Source organism: Lysinibacillus alkalisoli, assembly GCF_014643595.1.
Taxonomy (GTDB): Bacteria; Bacillota; Bacilli; order Bacillales_A; family Planococcaceae; genus Metalysinibacillus; species Metalysinibacillus alkalisoli.
In genome coordinates this window covers 142,464-162,860 of record NZ_BMJT01000005.1, presented here as the reverse complement: position 1 = coordinate 162,860, position 20,397 = coordinate 142,464, and the positions used below count along the sequence as shown (strand labels likewise).

At 33.2% G+C, this 20,397-nt stretch carries 13 protein-coding genes and 1 pseudogene; 4 read left to right on the top strand and 10 right to left on the bottom strand.

The genetic code is table 11. The features are described 5' to 3' along the window. Positions 1-116: 116 nt before the first annotated feature. The 3 genes from IEW44_RS09015 to IEW44_RS09005 all read right to left on the bottom strand — a co-directional run bounded on the left by IEW44_RS09015 (position 117) and on the right by IEW44_RS09005 (position 3,617). A complete protein-coding gene (locus tag IEW44_RS09015; protein ID WP_188614719.1) occupies positions 117-1,682 on the bottom strand; it encodes a DUF2075 domain-containing protein in 1,566 nt (521 codons plus the stop codon). Positions 1,683-1,868: 186 nt separating this feature from the next. Further along, positions 1,869-3,272, bottom strand: coding sequence for an S-layer homology domain-containing protein (locus IEW44_RS09010; protein WP_188614718.1), 1,404 nt, complete (start codon positions 3,270-3,272; stop codon positions 1,869-1,871). A gap of 189 nt (positions 3,273-3,461) precedes the next feature. Continuing rightward, the gene (locus tag IEW44_RS09005) at positions 3,462-3,617 is read right to left on the bottom strand and encodes a hypothetical protein (protein ID WP_188614717.1); all 156 of its coding nucleotides are present in this window, start codon (positions 3,615-3,617) and stop codon (positions 3,462-3,464) included. A gap of 1,515 nt (positions 3,618-5,132) precedes the next feature. Here IEW44_RS09005 and IEW44_RS09000 point away from each other — a divergent pair. Beyond that, positions 5,133-5,375: a DNA-binding protein gene (locus tag IEW44_RS09000; RefSeq protein WP_229704204.1), complete on the top strand. Its 243-nt coding sequence runs from the start codon at positions 5,133-5,135 to the stop codon at positions 5,373-5,375. A gap of 270 nt (positions 5,376-5,645) precedes the next feature. Here the strand turns inward: IEW44_RS09000 and IEW44_RS08995 are convergent, their stop codons facing one another. The 3 genes from IEW44_RS08995 to dcm form a co-directional block, all read right to left on the bottom strand. Next, positions 5,646-5,828 (bottom strand): hypothetical protein, encoded by a 183-nt coding sequence (locus IEW44_RS08995; protein ID WP_188614716.1) that lies wholly within the window; start codon positions 5,826-5,828, stop codon positions 5,646-5,648. Between the two features lie 4 nt (positions 5,829-5,832). Continuing rightward, the gene (locus IEW44_RS08990) at positions 5,833-6,207 is read right to left on the bottom strand and encodes a DUF3846 domain-containing protein (protein WP_188614715.1); all 375 of its coding nucleotides are present in this window, start codon (positions 6,205-6,207) and stop codon (positions 5,833-5,835) included. A 195-nt stretch (positions 6,208-6,402) separates the two neighbouring features. Beyond that, entirely contained in the window at positions 6,403-7,620 is a 1,218-nt protein-coding gene (gene dcm / locus IEW44_RS08985) for a DNA (cytosine-5-)-methyltransferase (protein WP_188614714.1), read from the bottom strand. Between the two features lie 136 nt (positions 7,621-7,756). Here dcm and IEW44_RS08980 point away from each other — a divergent pair, with 136 nt between their 5' ends. The 3 genes and pseudogenes from IEW44_RS08980 (at position 7,757) to IEW44_RS08970 (ending at position 11,882) form a co-directional block, all read left to right on the top strand. Beyond that, positions 7,757-9,238, top strand: a complete 1,482-nt coding sequence (locus IEW44_RS08980; RefSeq protein WP_188614713.1) for a Sau3AI family type II restriction endonuclease — start codon at positions 7,757-7,759, stop codon at positions 9,236-9,238. A gap of 150 nt (positions 9,239-9,388) precedes the next feature. Continuing rightward, positions 9,389-10,504 (top strand): HNH endonuclease, encoded by a 1,116-nt coding sequence (locus IEW44_RS08975; protein ID WP_188614712.1) that lies wholly within the window; start codon positions 9,389-9,391, stop codon positions 10,502-10,504. 245 nt (positions 10,505-10,749) lie between these two features. Beyond that, positions 10,750-11,882, top strand: a pseudogene (locus tag IEW44_RS08970) (IS3 family transposase). Positions 11,883-12,008: 126 nt separating this feature from the next. Here the strand turns inward: IEW44_RS08970 and drmB are convergent. From drmB to IEW44_RS08950, 4 genes are read right to left on the bottom strand one after another with little or no spacing between them, the layout of a single operon-like run. After that, entirely contained in the window at positions 12,009-13,847 is a 1,839-nt protein-coding gene (gene drmB / locus IEW44_RS08965) for an MrfA Zn-binding domain-containing protein (RefSeq protein WP_188614711.1), read from the bottom strand. Then, a complete protein-coding gene (locus tag IEW44_RS08960) occupies positions 13,844-17,314 on the bottom strand; it encodes a helicase-related protein (RefSeq protein WP_188614710.1) in 3,471 nt (1,156 codons plus the stop codon). The genes drmB and IEW44_RS08960 overlap by 4 nt, the downstream gene beginning before the upstream one ends. A 2-nt stretch (positions 17,315-17,316) precedes the next feature. After that, positions 17,317-18,810, bottom strand: coding sequence for a DISARM anti-phage system protein DrmE domain-containing protein (locus IEW44_RS08955; RefSeq protein ID WP_188614709.1), 1,494 nt, complete (start codon positions 18,808-18,810; stop codon positions 17,317-17,319). Next, the gene (locus tag IEW44_RS08950; RefSeq protein WP_188614708.1) at positions 18,797-19,765 is read right to left on the bottom strand and encodes a hypothetical protein; all 969 of its coding nucleotides are present in this window, start codon (positions 19,763-19,765) and stop codon (positions 18,797-18,799) included. Before IEW44_RS08950 ends, IEW44_RS08955 begins: the two co-directional genes overlap by 14 nt. Between the last annotated feature and the right edge of the window lie 632 nt (positions 19,766-20,397).

Here is a 20,397-nt window from a genome sequence, read left to right as displayed (position 1 = left end):
AGCTAGGATTAAAAGTATAAATAACACTTACTTTATTATTAATTATGTGAATGTAAAAAGCAGTAAAGGGAGATAATATGATTCCCTTTACCGCTTCTTTTGTTAAAGTATTTTCATTATTGCACGCCCAATAACGTTTGACGCAACGCCTTATCACTCGCATAAATATACAAACCTTTAATGCCACGTTTCATTAAAATGTTAATTGAGTTAAGTATGATCTTTTCCTTTGCCAATGCCACTTGATCAATACCTTCTGCACCTGCGTATGCACCTTTATCCATATACAAACTGGTATCAATAACTAATTGCCCATTACGATATTGTATGGATGGCCCAAGCACCACACCTACATAATTCAAATCAAAACCTTGAATAGTATAAATCGAACCTGCCTCATTAATAGTAGAGGGATTTTCCGCCCACGTGTATATCGGGTTTGTAGTGTTCCATGGCATTTTGTATTCGCCATTGGATTCATTAACATAATAAGTGCCACCATCTTTTTTATGCAAATAGTCAAATGTTGCTACCACACGGCTCAAACCAAATGTTTGATTACAATTTTTGATGGCAGCATGCATCGCTTCGAGTGTATCAAACACACGAAAATCATATTGTGCGTCTGTTGGCAGCGGTAGCAATTGTTTATTTTTAAACGCATTGATCCAAGCTAGCACATCATCATTCGCCTGCATTCTAAACTGGTTTGTTAGTTGATACGTTTCACAATGTTGGCTTAGTGCTTTAAGCTGTTCAAGTTTAATCGTATCCCATAAACTCTTCATTTTCAACACTTGATCTTGGTCATAAATGACAATAACAATTTTTGCTAACTTCAATAACTCTTCTAAATGATTATCTTCCTTAAAATTATTATAGGCATCTGATTTAGTTAACAATAAGTGCGCTTCATCCACTAGAATAATATCCACTTTGTCATTCTTCTTTTTTAAACGATTGATTAACGGGGTTGGCTTAGCAAAATGTTTTACCTTCAAATGTTGGACTTGTTTGGCAATCGCCTTATATGTTTTAAACATTTCCTCATGGTTCACAACTAAATAATTCTCTGTATTATAAAGAGGGGATGACGGCTCTCCCACTTGTGCTTGCATCGTATTAAATATCGAACTTAACACCACACTTTTACCTACACCCGCTTCGCCTTCTATCACCAAAAGATTGCCATATTCCTTTGTTTCTTCTTGTATGTATTGCTCACAAAAGGCTAAAATATTTTCCTTTAACTCTATCTGTTCTAATGACAACTCTTTAAAAGGAGATAACTTAAAAATATCTTTGTTCTCAATCACATGTAAGGGATGATCAACTAACTTTTTCTCATATAATGTTTGCCATAACGCTTGAAACAAAGTTTGGTCATAATACGATTTATTATAATAGTTATGTGTAAAATCATTAACGACCTTACTTTTATTTTGCAAAATATATTTTTCGTCACCAAGAAAATAGTTAATTAGCTTTGTCTCTAAGTGAAAAGTGGCAGAGCGATTAAACTTTTCATGTTGAATAACATGCATTCGATTTACGTGTTTACGTGTACGCAAATGTTCACGCATACGTCGTTTAAAGTAAACCGTCTCTCCAATGTACGCCTCTTTATCACCATTTAATAAATAAATGACAGGATAATTAGCATACGTTACTTGTTGATTCATTTGCTGTATCGTTTCCTTCGTAAAAGGCCACGATAAAATTTCAATTTCTGAAATTATAAACACCCTCTTTAACTTTTCATCTTATATGTAGGATACATGAGAGTTATGTCATACTGCAAACCGCATAATAATCATGCAAAAGCGTATCCACCTAACGGAGATGGATACGCTTTTGAAATTATGAGCTTAGTAGCTTACTCGTACATAAATCGTAAATTCTTTATTCCAATCATTGTAAGGTAAAATTTGATATTTGATAAGCCCTGGGTATTGATAAATAGCCATCTCCGCATCATCTTCATCATAAACACCTTCAATTACAGATGCCATAATTCGTACCGGTTTTTCTTGCCAATTGTATTTTCCTTGTGTGAATACTAGTTTTTGCCCTACTTTAGCCTGAATAGTATCCCCGTAGCGATATGCCGAATCCACATAGCCATTTTCATTAATCATATAGTTCATCTCAATAATATTGGTTGGCATATCCTCAGTTGGGATTTGTGTGAGTGATTTGCGTGTTAACATACCATTTTCAATACGATAAAATCCTGTATAATGACCTGGAGAGCCTACAACAATACCATTTCCTCTATAAGCCCATTCAAATGAAGGATGTGCATATAAATCTGGTAACGATAATTTAATATCATTCAAATCTTTACCTGTAATCGCTGCAACACTCAATGAACGATACGCATAATAATAAATTAACAACTGCTCTGTGTTATCTCCTGTTAACGATTTTACTTCATACGTTAGCCCACCATCTTTACCTGGTGTGAACAAGAAGCCACCATCAATGAAATCCCACATATTCGTTGCATCATTATATGTGTAAACGCCATAATAACGATAACCTTCCATTCGAATACTATATTCACTCTTGTATGTTTCATACGTCACAACAAGCTCTTGTTTGCCATCACCATTTAAATCAACTAATGTAGGACTATGGAACGGTGCATTATCTTGAAATAGTGCTGTTTCTTTGAAGCTTTTCTTTAATACATGAGCTTCAAAATACCAATTCGTATATAAATTTTTTAAAAACTGTGCCATATGCTCACGTTTTAATCGGTCTGAACCTCCAAAATTCACATATTTATCCGCACTACTATTTTTACCTTTTGTAATATTATATTGATACATCCAATCAATGGCTTGTTTATCAGATGTAGGCGCTTTACCTTCCACATACGTATAAAACGCCTTAGCTAAATCTAAACGTGTAAAAATTTGTTCTCGTTGTTTTTTATCATTTTGCCCTTTTAATATAATATTATGTTTTTTCAAGACAACTTGATAAGCTACCTCTCTCTCATTCATTGAAGGATTTTTCGCAAAAGCATCCGCATCAATAAACCTTGCAAACATTAAAGCAAAATGAGCCTCTGTTAAATAATTTTTCGGCTTAAATGTTTCATAATTATAACCCTTAATCAAACCCGATGACGCCGACCAACTAATTGCTGGATAAAACTCTGCCGATTTTGGCACATCTTTAAAATCAAAATAGGCTTTCACTGGGTTCGATAACAGCATAATACTACCTACTAAAGCCAACACAGCTACAAAAATCTTTTTCAATTCATCCTCACCTCATTATTTTTTATACCTTTAGTATAATAAACCCCATGGTCATTTAACGACCTACTCATCATTTATTTTAAAAGATGTAAGAAATCAACGAGTTACATTGATAATTATTAATTGAAGATCAAAACAAATATTAAAAGTACCAGGTAAAAATATCATGTTGTAAGTATTTAAAATAAATTATGACAATTTCACGGTATTATATTGTTCAATATTCTTGATTGTTTCATCCGCTACCCTACTTCCGAGCGATGCATAGAGTTGTTTGTCCCCAATAATATAAAACTCTTCTTTTGCACGTGTCGCTGCTACGTTTACGATAATACTAATAATCATTTAATTATTATTTTCAGTTTTTCAAAAAAATATTTCATATAAAATTTCTATAAAACTTAAGTATCTTTATAAATTTATTATCAAAAAAACACGTAATTTTTACTAAAATAAAATTACGCGTTTAACATTATTTAACTTTACATTGGACTTAAGATTCCCTCTAAAAATCCTATATCAATAGATTTATTAGTTTTTTTACTTATTGTTTCTATTTCTTTAGATGATGTAATACTTCTTAAATTCTCATTTTTTCTATAGAGAATTCATTTGTTTTTTGTTGTAAAAATCCTATTAGAATCTCAATGTTTTAAGGCGTTTCTAGCCATTTTTTTGTTGTATTCTCAATACTATTAATTGGTATATAAATACCGTCAAAAAATTGCAATTCAATTCCTTTTAGTAAGTTTGTCGCTAGAAATGAAGAAAACTTTTTCATGGTTTAATAGCACTACTAGTTCTGGAGGATATGTAGCTGGCACTCGAAATGATAGTGTAGTTTGGTCATGCTCCATTATGTCTATAACAAAATAGATTCTTTGCTTGCAGTTATATACATATAGTTAATTAATATTTATCATTAATCCTTTTTTTAAAATTTTTTAAGAAAAGATTGTTTTTATTCAACTTACTAGATAGTTAGTTCATACAGGAGTTTTAATAAAATAAAAAATCCCCTTCTTCTTATTTTAGTTAATTAATATATATTAGGCAAAGAAGTAGAGGCACTAATGAAAATGATGAAAAGAGTTCTAATTTGGAACTGTATGTATAAAGTAGGATTTTCAACATGTTATATGTGAGTATCAAAAAATATTATTATATTAAGCATCATAAAAATTAGCAATAGCATCCTTATACGCTCTATTACTATTTTGATATCAAACACTAATCTACTTTGTAGAAGCAACATTTTATACGTAAAAAGCCTATAATAAAGTCTTTATTTACCACTAGCAAAGACTTGAAAAATAATCTCCACTCTTTACATTGCCCTTGCGCGGCTAAGGCAATACTTTTTCATATATATTCTTTTTAAGTGCTAAGTAAAATATTTTATATCAAACATAAACAGTATGGGTCACTCTCCTTTTTGTGAATTTGACTTATCTTATGTTTTAGAAAAATACCCCACAATAGAATCAATTGACCTCGAAAAACTATTAGGTTCTTTTAAAATCACTTTTGATTCTTATGAAAATTCTAGTTTTGAGTCTCCTTAAGATGTTATGAATTTTATAGAGGACTTCATTTCAAAAGGTCCATTAATCAATGCTCTACAAGACGGTTGGAAAAACACTTTTCAACAAATCGAATACTTTCCTAAGTTGACTAAAAGACCATATAATATTACTCGATTCAACGCAGAAGCGGAATTACTATTTTTGTTAATGGTCTCTAAAAACTTTAATTTTGAAATTAGTCATCCCAAGTTAACTACTAAATTTGTTAGTTTAAATGACATTAACCCAATTGCATATCCATATCGTATTAATTAATGTATAAGGAGGAATAACATTGCAGTACAGTTCTGATTCAGAAAATCTCATTTCCATTACTATAAAAAGAGAGTTTGGACATTTGCATTCACAACAATCAAAAGAATGGATGACTTTAAAGGAAGGATCTTCTTACGCAGGTATTTCTTTTAACACATTCATTAAGTTTAGGTTAATGGGGTTAAAAGTATGTGAGATTGATGGAGTAAAACGTATTTCAAAAACTGAAATCGATAACTTTTTAAATACTCATTCTTATTAAAGAAAAGTAAACCACCCCTTGCACCTAGCATGTGAGTGGTTTACTTTCTCCTTTGCAAATCGCCTTTGAAACAATTCAATTATAGCATGTAATATTTTATCCCTCAATACCTTGCAGGATGTTAAATACTACGAGATCAAAGCAACAATTTATATGAAGCAGCCCTCCATAATCTCTAGAAAGCTCTTTTTGTAACTTAATCTACGCACATTGAGTGCAAACTAATCTAACAGCATAGTTTAATTGAATAGTAAGCTCTGCAAGAAAAAACTATTCACTCTCCAAATCCTTTTTAGGAATAGCATTTAAAGTAGAACCTAAATCGTAGGGCTGATAATACACAATATGTCCACACTCTAAACATTGAACATCACATAAGCGAGGAGTTGCTAAATCTTTCGCTTCATGAACCTTTATTACATCCTGGATTCCTTTGTATTTTGGGCAGAACATATAGTTACTCTCCCTTAACTACACCTAATAATTGAATGTTTAAATTGTTTCTTAAATAGAAAATATCTTCAGCCATAATACTACCAATGTCTGTGCTAAATTCATTTTCGACATTACGTGCAAACAATATCTTACCTGCTAAATCTAGAGTAATACCATCATCTGTTATTACTCTAAATATAGGATTATTCTTTTTAAATTTACCGTCCTCGTCAATAACCATTACGACTTCGTCATTAAAATCGACAAATTCTAATGAATCGCTGCCTAAAATACTACTCAATTCATAGTAGATATCATGTATTGCCCATTCTATCTTAATTACTTCAGCATTCATTTTAAAAAGCTTCGTATCAAACGATATTACATAGAACTTCATTTTTATCCCACCTCTATAAGAAAAGCGCATTCGCACCCGTTCGCACGCGACAAGCGCTGGAGAGCCCGAAGCAATCTCGAACGTGCGGCGCGAATGCCTAGACATCTATAAAAAGTTATACTTTCTTATCTTTTAAAAAATACACAGAGTAAACTCTGTGTATTAAATCCCTAAAGTTATTTGAGTCGCATTTTCTTAATCTAATAAATCAATTTCCTTAATCTTCACACCCATGTCTTTAATCAAATCCACTACCAGGGCATTCCCCATACAAAAGTAACGCATACGTTTCGGCATGCCTTCTGTCCAGTTATCATCAAATCCATTTAATCGCTCACATTCGAGCGGAGTTAGGAAACGTTTTCGTCCATTGACTTCAACTATATGTGAACTTCGATTTACAGTTCCTTCACTAGTAAGCATTGTTCGACCAGGTAATTCTAAATCATCTGTAGGTGACATACCACCCTCAGAATAAATGTATTTATGCCCTTCAGCAGAAGTTCGTTCAATTTTTTTGGGTCCTCGTAAATAGCTAAACTTTTCAATGGCTGCTTCATTTAAATAATATTCTTCATCAACCATATCTTCTGGAAGTAAATTGTCCTTTAAAGGGATAGGATTCTTTACAATCGGCTCCGGTTGAACGGTATGAACGCTCCCGTCAATCATAACACCAGCTGTATGGAAACCAAAAGCAAAATTATCCGAGATTTCTACAATATCTTTAGGTAATTCAACTGATGCCCGACGATTTTTATACGGTTCATTCGTTACCGGGAATGTACGTGCAAAGAAGCCTTCTTTAAATAAAATAACTTCCTTGTTCAACTTCATTTGCTGTTTAGCAAAGCTTAAGTTTTTTTTATATGCAAAGATAAAAACTCGACGTCTACGTTGTGCATACCCATATTCACTCGCATTAATTACTCGCCATTCAACGATATAATCTAAATCGCGGAATACAGCTAACATGATAGAGAAATCTCGCCCACGCTGCTTAGATGGAGATTTAATCAAGCGATCCACATTTTCTAGTAAAACATATTTCGGATGACTATTTTCAAGGACACGTTTTATCTCCCAAAATAGAACACCTTTTTTACCGTTTATACCCTGCTCATTATTCAACGAACGACTCACGCTGTAGTCTTGACATGGAAATCCTCCAACTAATAAATCTATATGCAATGAGCTGAACTTACTATCAGCTACAGTTGTAATATCCTCATTACTTGCTTCACCTTCAATAAAATGACTTTGATAACATTCATACGCATCTTGAGTCTTTCTTGAAGGTTCCCATTGATTTGCCCATACTGTTTGAAAAAATTCTTTGTCAGCCTTTTCTAAACCAAGACGAAACCCACCGACACCTGCGAATAATTCCACAACATTTAGGTTTTTATTCATATTACGAACATCCTTTCTATATAATCGTATTATAAATCATGTTTATAAAAAGATCAACTTTAAAGTTTTTGCAAATAATCATTTTCTTGTATTTAAATTTTGCTATTTAAGCTATCATTGATTATAGACCTAAATTATGGGAGGTATTACTATTTTAAAATACGATGATGCAAATCCATTAAGTATTAAGAACTATGGTGAAAAACTAATTGGAAAAATTTTTTCTGACGTAATAAATGATGCAGCTATTGATGAAGATTTAAAACAGGAAACTATAACAAAAGTAAATAATCCCAAATATAAAGGTGGAATGGGTCACTTAATTGAAAAATATCACTTTGAATATGAGATTAATAATGAACAAGAGCCTGATTTCCCTAAAGCCGGTGTAGAACTAAAAGTAACTCCTTATGAAATAGGAAAAAAGGGGGGTTATTCAGCTGGAGAACGTTTAGTTATCACGATGATTAGCTACACTGAACCAGTCGAAGAAAACTTTTTTTACTCTCATGCCTATAATAAATTTCGTTTAACACTGTTAATTCATTATTTACGGAACCGGGAACTACAAAGAACTGAATACCCTATCGATTTTGTAACGCTTTTTTCTCCACCTAAAGAGGACCTGGAAATAATTCAGCAAGACTATGAGAAAATCATTACGAAAGTAAGAGAAGGGCGAGCTCATGAATTGTCAGAAGGTGAGACGATGTATTTGGGAGCCTGTACAAAAGGTTCTACCGCTATTAAAAGCTTAGTTCCACAAGAGTTTTACGCACCTCATATTAAAGCACCAAAACGGGCATTTTGTTTTAAACAGTCTTATATGACCTACCTGTTAAATAAATATGTTCTTAATCAAGTTAATACGTATGAGTCTATTTTGGTTAATGTAAGCCAATCCGACAATCAAACTTTCGAAACTCTTATTGTTAATACCATAAATGAGTATAAAGGAAAAACAAGTATTCAACTAAGTAAAGAATTTGGTGTAAAGCCTGGATCCAAAAACTTCTATAGCTCTCTAGCTTATCGTATGTTAGGTATAAAATCGAACCGTGCTGAAGAATTTATTAAAGCAAATATTGAAGTAAAGGCGATACGAATTGAAGAGAACGGAAAAATGGATGAAAGCATTTCGTTTCCTTCTTTTAAATTTAAAGAACTTATAAACGAAGAATGGGAAGAATCTGTTTTCTATAATGATTTAAGTTCGAAACGTTATTTATTTGTTGTATATAAAAAATTAGGGAACAAATATGTGCTAAGAGGATGTCAACTTTGGAATATGCCTTATAAAGATTTAAAAGAAGCACGAAAAGGATGGGAAAACATACAAAAAGTCGTAAATGAAGGGCCTATCCTATATAAAAAGTTCAAAAAAAGCGGTACTAACTTTGAAATAAAAAACAATTTCCCTAAGAAAGGCGATAATAATGTAATTCATATCCGTCCACACACAACGAAACGCTATTATGTATTAGAAACAAGCGAAATCATTGGCAACAACCCTACTTATGGGGACGAGTTACCAGATGGGCGTATAATGACGAAGCAAAGTTTTTGGTTAAATAATACTTATATTCTTAGTATATTAAATGAAGAATTGAAACTTTAAACAATAAACATACTTTCAAAATGGTTTTGACTATAATAAAAAAATTGTATTTTATCAAAAAAATCTCTAAGGATAGACTTCTATATATAATTACCAAATGTTCCTATTGTATTATCAAGACCAGTACCAATAAAAAATGGGGTGTTAACTATGGTGGTATTTAACAAATTAAAGAACTCTGATTTAATACCTGGAGAAATATATGAAGCTGGCCTAACTGGTGGCTTTTTTGCAGATGAAGTAATTAGTAATATTTTTAAATTTGATAACTTGAGAGGTATTGCTAATCAAGGTGGAATTCGTCGAACTATGGTTGAAAACAATCCTTCTTTTAGTAATGAAGAAGCCTTTGTAATTCTATTAGATACAAAAGGTGATACAGACTGGCCAAATAAATATAATAGTTCAACCAAAACTCTGAATTATTATGGTGACAACAAAGATTGTAAGAAACATTATTTAGATACGAAACAAAGAGGTAATGCAGCTTTTGAAAAATACTTCCGTAGGGCTTATAGTAATACGAATGAACATATAGCTCCCTTCTTTTACTTTGAACGTGTAAATGGAAAGGATGCACGATTTATTGGAATCGCAGTACCCTTTGTTGAAGAGATACCTTTGAATAAGGCATTAGAGTTACGAACATTCACCAAATTAGGCAAGGGTGAATACGAAAATTATGTAGCTAATTTTACAATTCTTGAGGTTTCTATTCCTCGTAAATGGCTGTACGACTTGAAAGTTGGTAATTTTGAAAGCGAATATATACCAACCATTTGGCATAATTATTTGCAAACAAGAAAATTGCCTCCCAATAATGAAGTTAGTGATATTATTCCTAACTCAGATATAACTAATCCTCCTAGAAACACAGGGTATCGTATGACAGCATATCGTAAAACTCAAGCGAAATTTCGTAGTCGACTATTTGAACGTGAATCTGGTTGCCAATTGTGCAATCTGTCTATACCTTCATTGTTGGTAGCAAGCCATATTGTTCCTTGGGCTATTGCTGACGAATCTCAAAAAGCAGATCATAATAATGGGTTACTTCTTTGCGTCTTCCATGATGCCTTATTTGATAAAGGTTATATTAGCTTTAATGAAAATGGGCAAATTATCATATCAGATGAACTGCAGTACTCTGAGTATGAGCGGCTTCATATTAATGAACATATGACTATAAATATACTTCCTGAACAAGAAAAATACTTACGTTTTCATCGAGCTACAATCCTAACTCAATCCTTTTTTTCTGAGTAATATTTTTAAAAATCGTTTTTTTCTTTTTCTCTATAAGGCTATTTGAACTTCTTCCCCGTCTTGAACACCAATCAACTAGCATTCGCCAAAATGAAACATTTAAGTTTAACCCTTTTAAAAAATAAATAATAAAAAGCATCGAGTTGTGATGGGGACTGACCCCAACAGTGTAGACAAATAAAAAAAGCATCTTCGATTGAAATTCGGGTATAGCTACTTAAATTTCAATTTGGAGGTGTTTTTTTATGGGAACAAGAGTGAGTTATCCCTATGAAGTAAAGATAAAAGTAATAGAGATGCGATTAGCAAGTGTACCAATTAAACAGATATAACGGACTTAAATATACGAAATAAAACACAAGTCTAAACCTGGATGCGTTGGTATCGCCATGGTGAAATAAATCGTGTAAAACAACCTGTTGGTAAGCAATATACGTTTAATAAAGGTCCTGAACCCGATAATGAACAAATGAGATTAGCTATGAAAAATCGATTTTCAAAGCAACAATTTGAGGTTTTAAAAAAGTACGCAGAATTGGAAAGGAAGTGGTTGGAGAAGTAGCTATACAGTTAGTTGCCTCACTGAGAAGTCTGATGCCTGTAAAGGCTATCTGTATTCACTTAGGGATTTCACGATTTACCTACTATCGTTGGAAGAAAGCATCTATCGATGCAAAGTCTCATCAAGCTATAGAGAGAAGAATTGGTGAACTCTGTCATGCGTATAAGTTTCGATATGGCTACAGAAAAATCACAGCGTTACTACGACAAGAAATAGCGATCAATCATAAAGTCGTTCAACGTATCACGCAAAATAGGGTTGGCAATATCGTGTAAAAGCAAAAAAATGGAAACGAACGGGACAACCTTATGCCATTGCGAATAATTTATTCCATCGTAATTTTAAAGCAACAGCACCGTTACAGAAGCTCGTAACGGATATCACATACCTACCATTTGGTCAAAAACCGTTGTATCTTTCAAGTATTAAGGATTTATATATAATGGTGAAATTATTGCTTATTCCATTAGTGACTGCCAAGATACTAATTTTGTGTTGCATACGTTAGCCCAACTTCATCATTTGCCCGAAGGGTGTACACTACATAGTAATCAAGGTGCGGTGTATACATCTTATCACTATCAACAAGCTGTAAAAGCAAAAGGCATTACATGAGCATGCCCATAAAGTAACGCCCGCTGATAATGCCCCATTGAATCGTTTCATTCTGTATTAAAGTCTGAAACATTCTACTTAGACGATTTGAAAAATACTACGACAGCCATCGTAGAACAAACCGTCAAAGACGATATCACTTATTATAACAATAACCGAATTCAAACGAAACTAAATAACCAGTCGCCAGTTCAATACTGACAACTGGTTGAATAATGCTTTTTTGATCCCTGTCTTATATACGGAGTAAATCCCATAAGTTACCAATTCTTTTTTCTACAACTTGAGCGGTTCTTAATGACAACAAAGAACTAACGTAACCCATATTTAATTCAAGTTGAAAAAACCTAAATTTGAATGACTCAATAATGTTCTATCTAAATACATATTCCCACACTCACAGGACGTTTCAGGAATGTAGATACAATTATAACAAGCTGAGCCGTTCGCCCCCTGTAAGCCTTGACCCATTGTCATACCTAGCTCTGTACAAACTGGATCTGAACTACACCAATGTGATTTCCCAAGAGCCTTGTCTATCATGTGGAAAAATTTCATTTTATGTCCTAAACGAACAAGACCACCGAACGTCCCTTCGATATCACCAGCAGATGTATATATAAGCATACCCGCTTGATTTTCATTCATATATAGACGCTCACGGATAGAGGCCATATTATAACCACTTGTATTTGCAATTTCCTCCATAATTAAATGGGCCAGTGAATGCATCATAATATTTCGTGGATTATTAATAATTTCCGGCATATAATGCTTCATTTTTGAAATACGACTTAGGTATTCTTCAAAATATTGTTGAACTTCAACTTTTTGCTCCCATTTACGAATTTCCTCCAAATCAAATTGGATGAAAATCCCTTCACCAAAAACGCTATACGCTGGTAACCACTTTTTCTCGTTCGGTACTTCTTTATGGTACATTAAATCATAACTTGGTTTAAATTTGTAAGAGCCATCTTCTTCAACAGAACTTAATCTTTTAAAACCTGCTAGAGCTGTCGTCTCACGAAGCTTAGTAACACGATTTATCTTTTTGATGAACTTTGTATATGCACCTGCATAATCTTTGGCATCTGCATCTTCATTAGACCACTCTTCAAAAATTTTTAAACACTCTTCATTTTGAGCTGACTGTAAAACATCAAATTCTTTTTCACGTAAAATCATAGGTGAAGATAAATCACCATTACCTTCATCAACACTAATACTCGATTCCATATAAAGAATGGTCTTTTCACAGTCTTCTTTCGATACATTTAACTGTGAACTTGCTGCATTATACAGCATCTCTACCTTACCTACTATATTCGTCTGAGACTGTACTAATCCATGTACAACTGTTTGACGTTGTAAAAAATCTAATAACTTATCGACATTTTGATTTTTTTCACCAGGTAATGAAATAACACTTACCTTTTGTTGCAAATAGACATTGATAGAGTTTCGTAAAATAGCAACAGTAGGCTCATTACATGGCTCAAATTCATCTGAGCACCATGCCTTATGACCTTTACAAGTATATTTGAGTGCATCTCCATATAATTCTTCTGTTATTACCGAACTATTCTCACGCTTTGCGGTAATACCACGTAAGGAACGATTTTTTCCGCATGAACATTTAATAGACCAAGAATCAAGAGTTGCTCCACCGCTTGTATTTAGTGTCATTGTGCCATTACATTCCTGTCCGCTATGAACCCATTCACCCCAAGGGAAATCAGAAATATGTCCTTGCTTACAAATAGTGATAAATGGTACTTGCTTCATATAACGATTCTCGTTACACGTTCTACAAAATTTACATGAACTTTCCGCACTATAATTTAAACGATGCAGCTCCTTACAGAATGGGCAATAGTGCCATAATGGAAAACGTAATAAAGGTATCATTAAATTGGAATTTGATGTATCTTCATGAGCCTTACGGTAGTCAGGAGGCATATAAAGTTTATTAACACCTAAAAACCCTTTAAGGCGAGGTTCAAACACTTCAAATTCCGCTCGATTTTTTTCATCCTTCGTTTCTTTTGTAAACCAATAATCTAATGCACCTACAATCGCTGTCTCACCTTCAGGGCTTACAATTAAAGAGCCTGGACCATTCGCCCCTACTAGCTGACTTCTTCTTAAAGGCAACCTTCTCATGATAATAAATCCTCCAAATCGTCATCTATACTTGTAGTTGTTGCATCTACATTCGAGATATCCATAGTTATTTTCCCTAGACTTGTTGCATCTACACTTCGAAGTGAGTTTATCATAGGAATGGCATTCGGATATACCTTTGAGGCAATCGGGTCGCCACTCATATACATCATACCTTGAGCATCCTTATCACTTGCTTTCCAACAAGTGAATTTAGCACTTTGCATTAATTTATCAAACTTTAAAAATGCGCTTTTAAACGATTTCACTTGCTCTTCATCAACCAACTTTACACGCGCAATAAGATTTTTCACAAAATCTCTAAAACTCTCATCTTTTTTTATCTTAATATATTCATCTACATTCGGTTCCATAGCCATTACTCTTGAAAAACGCTGTCTTAAAAATGCTATAATCACTGCATATAGAGCACGATCTAAACTGGCATCTGAAAACGGAGTCACGCTTGTCGTTTCAACTTGTGCATAGAGACGTTGATGATATTCGATAAAATGTTCAAAATGTGACTTATCACGTGAATTTCGGTTGGAGTATACTGTAAAAATAAGCCCCGGTCTTTCCATCCAGCGTCGTCCCACACGACCTGTTACTTGAATGTACTGAGCTGTCGTTTTCGGTTGTCCCACAACTGCCATCATCGATAACCGGTCTATATCGACACCTACTTCAATAATATTGGAAGCGAGACATACATCTAACACTTGTTTTTGATTTTTCGCAGTTAGTTCAACTTTCAATTTATCAATAGTTTTTGTCACTTCATCACTTTGCATACGCGAAGTTAGTTCAAGAGGATCTTTTATAAAACGATTTTCTTTGTATCCTTCTCGATTTTGAATAGATCGCATATAGGTTGGTATGTCCATTGAACATAAATTAATTCCCGCACCTAGGTCACGTAAACTATTATAAAATGATAATAATGTCCAATATGGATCTCGTTCATCCATCAGAATTTGATTTCCTTCTTGTAAAACACCTGAAAATACTTTAACTTGAGCCATTAACAATCCAACATTAGTTGTGAAAATCCCCGCATATTTTCGTCCAGGCAACGGCTCCCCATTTTCATCAACAGCCACTTTTGCGAAAAAGGAATCGTCAATATCTAGCCCTGGACTTGGAAATAGTTTTGCTTGATTACGACCAAATAAACATTTTGTCTGTATCCCAAACTCTTTAATCGTAGCTGTCGCTGAAATAATTTTCGGTTTTATGTGCTTGCCTTTTACCATTTTTGTACATAATTCCTCAATCACTGTTTCAAATAGCCCTGCTAATGTTCCAAGAGGCCCAGATATAAGATGAAGCTCATCTTGAATAATTAAATTTGGGGGTGTTACCCGTTGCTGCCCGTTTTCATCAATACCGAAAATAGCTCTTGCTTTCGGATTCCATGTTAGCTGTACAAATTTGTCAACCGTACCGATTAAAAATGTTGGTTTTTTCTTATAAATAGCTTCATCGATAAAATATACTGGAATTTCTGCAGAGAAATCACATGCTGTATCAGGGCAAAACGTCACGAATCGATTTTCTACCTTTTTATAACCTACAATTAACGTATTTTTACCATTGCTTATTTTCCCAAGTGTACAACCGCACCAAGGACATTTCGCTACAACGAATTCACTATCTCTCTTACCTTGCTTTAATCCACGCAGCTTCTCAAGTGCAACGGTATAACTATTTGGTGACGTACTTCCCCCAACCCACATCCCAATCGAGTATGGCGTTTCTCCTAAATATCGAGGTTGTTCTCTTCGAATTACTTCCATTGCACACATTAAACGCGATGAACGTTGGAATTGATCTGCTGTAAGTAAACGTAATGTGTAACGCATTATAACATCCACGCCAGCATCTTTCGGATTTAGAATACGGCGATAGAACATTTCAAATGCTGCAACACCTAAATAAGCCTCTGTTTTACCACCACCTGTTGGGAACCAAATTAAATCGACAATTTCTCTTTCAAGTGATTCATCATTTACAATTGAATCCAGCGACATTAAAAAAAACGCTATTTGGAATGCACGCCAACTATTTGTACTTGTTTGCAACTTATCTAACTTAAATACCGTATCTTCATACGATATATCAAATGTAATCTCTGTATCATTTATTGATGCTGTGCGAGTTTTTTTACCATTTACTTGTTGCAATAAAATTGCTTTATTAGCAAGAATGAACGCATCTTTCACTTGTTTTTTATTTAAATGCTGCAGTCCATTTTCCATTCGTAACAAACTTTCTTTACATAAATTCAAGTTACACATTGCAACATTATATAACTTGGCATCCAGTTTAGGAATTTCCGCCTCTCTTTCCTCAATCCACTGACGATAACCATGAATAAGTGGCATTAAAATCATTTTCAATTGTTCAAAAGATTTCGCATTAACCAAATCTATCATTTTAATATTGATTTTTTCTAACTTCCCGTCAATTATCACTTCTACATCAGGTGTCATACTTGTCGTTTCATAAGTTGGAATAAATGTTGATTGAATCTCTCTAACAACTTCAGTATCATCCCAGGTCATAGAACAACCGTGGCCAAACGCATAATTAATTTTATTACGATATAACAGCTCGTCATTTGCTTCATCAGCTGTCATCGGTAAATTTCGCTGATAATGCTTAGGATAGCTAATAAACCTGCCTTGTTTATCCGTTTGTAAAATAACCCCTGCCTGAAATAACATCACTTCATCTGATTGACTGCTTTCCTTTTTACCTATTTTCGAACGATTCGTTACTGTTACAGTCGTTAAATGTTGACCATAAACTTCACGACATTGGATATGAAGCTCCATATGAATACTAGTTATCTCTTCATTTAGCTTATTAAAAATCGGTAGTCGCTGTTTAAATACACGCTTCTTTAACAAGTCTTCCATTTGCAGGTCCACTTTCGAACCGACCGTCTCACGAAGCCACCATTTCCGATTTCCTTTTCCTTTAATGATAACCATATGCGATTTGTAACGTGCACCTTCAAAAGTAACAGTCAGAACTTTGGTATCATTGCTAATATTACATGTCACACCTAAAGAAGATGGTAGTCGCTCATCATTTTGAATCGGAACCTCTTCCGAATCTTCTTCCACTACTGCATCTCGTTCAACAGGCTTCTTTTCTTCAGTAGCATTATCCAATACTACTTCATTACCTACAGTATCTCCTATTTTTGCATCAATTGGGAATAGTACACCTGCTGCATAACGGCGTGAAGGATATTCATACTGTAAAACTTCCTCTTTTACTCCACCATTCACCCAATAATAATTTTTATATGCTTCGTCAGCTGCCAGTTCTGTATTACCAATCACATTTAACGGTAACGAAAATTCATGTATTGCACTTGGTCCCACAATTTCTACCTTTGCTGCATCAATCATTCTTTCACGATTTTGAAGTGACTTCTCCATTGTTAAGCTCATTATTAATACCTCCAAATAGTAAATACATCACAATAATCTACCAAAATCGGTGTATAGTCGATTTCATCTACAACCTCTATGTTGAAGGATGCTCCTTCTACTAAAGGAGATGTAAAGGTTGCATAACCGTTATCAATCAAGTTTTCAACGATTGTTTCATCAAGTTCATTTAATAACTGATTTGTAATAAAACGCCCCGCTTGAATATGTTTTGAATTCAATATTCTGGAAGATTCCTGAATTTCTTTCTGTGTCTCTTCATCAAACTTTAATGCAACAAGTAAATTATCAAACGATTTCATCGAAATACTTTCTTCTTTTATCCAGTTACGTAAGTTCTGAGGATTAGCTGTAGTAATACCATTTTTCTTTAAATAACGAATCATTTTTTCCTCACCGTTTTTTTCAATAAGATGTCGAAGCTTTCTTTTCCATATTTTTTGCCACTTTCGATGGTTAACATGCTCTTCTCCAAGCAACTTATTGGCTACTTCGATGATTAAATCAGTATTAGTATTATTACGGAATAGTAACCAATCTCCTGGCTCTAAATCTTTTATTTTTGCACTTGACAAATGTAATGTTTTAGAATCGATTTTACGTAATTTCGAATCAATAGGAATAAAAGTATAATAATTGTTATGTAGCACGATTAAATTCGCTTCCACTCTATCAATAGCATTTAACTTTTGTGAATTTCCTTCATGACGCGCAATAATTTCATCCTTTTGAAATTGTTCTTCTAGTGCTTTTCCAAAGTCTACTTCAAACAACTGTCCATCTATCCCTTTGGATATTCGGACATTTTCATACATATTATCTATTACATCGCTTTTCTTTATATTTTTAAACGGCTTTGTTTTACGAATTTTATTTTGAAAGATATCATAGCTAATAAAATATGTTATTCTCGCTAAAAAGACTCTCGAAAAGCGCTCATCATAAAACTCTGGTGAACCAATAATAAATACTTCATCATATATCTTTCCGCCTTTCAAATATTCCGAAGCACGTAAAATAGGCACACCATCTACGTCTTTAATGGTGCTGTCATAGCGAGTTACAATACATTGATTCAAGTGACTATTAATATGTTTTTTCACTTCAATCTGCAAAAAATTATCATTAATATAATTATCTCTAATGTCTTTTAAAGAATTTAAAAGGGGACGCCCATACGTATTAAATAACTGTGGATATTGTACACGGAGCTCTTTAAATCGCTCGATAATTTGAGTAAAATATTTTTCAAACAAAATGTTATATTCATCAAAGCTAGTAAAAAAGCGATTTATACTCTTTCTAATATCTCCAAACATTTCATTTAAATAATCTTCATATTCATATCGATTTCTAATTTCATGACTAAATTGCTTCATACATTCATATAATGTAGTTATTTCTTGCTGTTGCACATGCTTGAAATTAACTTTTTTACTCTCTCCATATACAAAATTTATCATTTGTAAATTTAATTTTTTATTATTTCCAAGCAAGGAAGCTCACCCCCTTTGGAATTTCTATTTGTGTATCTTGTAGTTGCTCAACAATTTCAGTGGTAATAATCGATTTTTTATTCAAAATAATATCTTGCTCAATAGTATCTCGTAGCATTTCAGAAGTGTCTACGTTTTCAAATTGATCGTCTAAAATAATTTTACCTATCCCTTTAAACTCTTCCATTCTCGCAACGGCTTTTGCAGCACCAATCATCAATAACCAGTTATTATCAGATAAATAATGTGTATCTTCATCATCTTTCTTAATCCATTGAATATTGCGAAATATTTGCGTAGATCCATCTTTTAAAATATCCTCATGATAAAATTCGACATCTCGGTATTTTAACCAAAAATAATTCGAATACTTATCAAACTCCGTTCTGTTTCCAATAATATAAGCACTTGGGATATTAAGCATCTCACGCTTATTTATTTTTTGAGATGAATAGATTTCTGTTAATGGACCCGAAATTTTCTCAATATTATTTACTACACGTGCATTTAAAATTCGATCTAATTTTCGATTTTTAATAATGATATGTGTTTCCCATTTATAATAGGGGACATATTCAGTCACCCCCGCATTATTAGCAATAAGTAAATGCCATGGGCTAATTTCCGTATAATCTTTTAAAACTCCTTGAACAGAACACCTCTTCCATTTAGTTCCATCTAAATAATAAACAATCGCTCCATTCTCTAACTGTTGGAATCGTTTTGCAACCATTGAACGATTAATCGTCTGTTCCATATGAGCATCAAAAATACCATGTAATAAGAAATACGAGAAAGTTAACGAGTTTGGTAATGATAAATAAATATTAAAGGTTGATTTATTAGCTCGACTATATTTATTTAAAAAACTTCCCAGTTTCATAGAAAAAATCATCCAAGGTTCTATTTTTTTATCAAATCTATAGTATATTTCTTCAAATTCCACTTTACTCACCCCATGTCCTCGTATGTATTATTTTTTATCAGACGTGTTAATTAACCAATTTTATCCTATCCTAAAAAGAGCTACGAGCTTTTCTGTGGGCGAGCGTCGAGCCGCTTCCTCAGCGTTGCTCCGTGCACTGGTCACGCCTGTCTCGCTGTCCCGCGGGAGTCGGGTAGCCTTCCTCTAAAATCAATAAAAACACACTCATACAAATAGAGAATTTTTACAGAAAAACTGAGGAATAGAGATAAAAACCGTTCTAATAATTCCCTAATCAACACACTTGATTTTTTATAAATTATTTATAGTGATAAAATAGTATCACTAATATTATAACGTTTTCTAAAAATATTGAAATAATAAGAATATATCTTTCTATTGCATCGCAATTTTTGATTTAACATCCAATCAATTTAAAACCCCTTTATTCCCAAATAAAATCATTAATAACCCAACGTTTAAATAGTTCCAAACACTTAACAATTATTGTAAAATAATAGATAATTAATATTTTTAATCAGTTTATAAAATAACAAAATCATTAAAGTTACTAGTTTTTTCAATTATTACTTTTTTCAGATGGTATCACCTCTTATGTTCACATCTTTTTCAATAGAAAATTCATCTGTTTTTCTTTATAA

Excerpts from the sequence above, each read along its gene's own strand:
- IEW44_RS08990 (WP_188614715.1), bottom strand. The coding sequence starts at position 6,207 with ATGAAGTTCTATGTAATATCGTTTGATACGAAGCTTTTTAAAATGAAT.
- IEW44_RS08980 (WP_188614713.1), top strand. The coding sequence starts at position 7,757 with ATGGGAGGTATTACTATTTTAAAATACGATGATGCAAATCCATTAAGT.
- drmB (WP_188614711.1), bottom strand. The coding sequence starts at position 13,847 with ATGAGAAGGTTGCCTTTAAGAAGAAGTCAGCTAGTAGGGGCGAATGGT.
- IEW44_RS09005 (WP_188614717.1), bottom strand. The coding sequence starts at position 3,617 with ATGATTATTAGTATTATCGTAAACGTAGCAGCGACACGTGCAAAAGAA.
- IEW44_RS09015 (WP_188614719.1), bottom strand. The coding sequence starts at position 1,682 with ATGAATCAACAAGTAACGTATGCTAATTATCCTGTCATTTATTTATTA.
- dcm (WP_188614714.1), bottom strand. The coding sequence starts at position 7,620 with ATGAATAAAAACCTAAATGTTGTGGAATTATTCGCAGGTGTCGGTGGG.
- IEW44_RS08975 (WP_188614712.1), top strand. The coding sequence starts at position 9,389 with ATGGTGGTATTTAACAAATTAAAGAACTCTGATTTAATACCTGGAGAA.
- IEW44_RS08960 (WP_188614710.1), bottom strand. The coding sequence starts at position 17,314 with ATGAGCTTAACAATGGAGAAGTCACTTCAAAATCGTGAAAGAATGATT.
- IEW44_RS08995 (WP_188614716.1), bottom strand. The coding sequence starts at position 5,828 with ATGTTCTGCCCAAAATACAAAGGAATCCAGGATGTAATAAAGGTTCAT.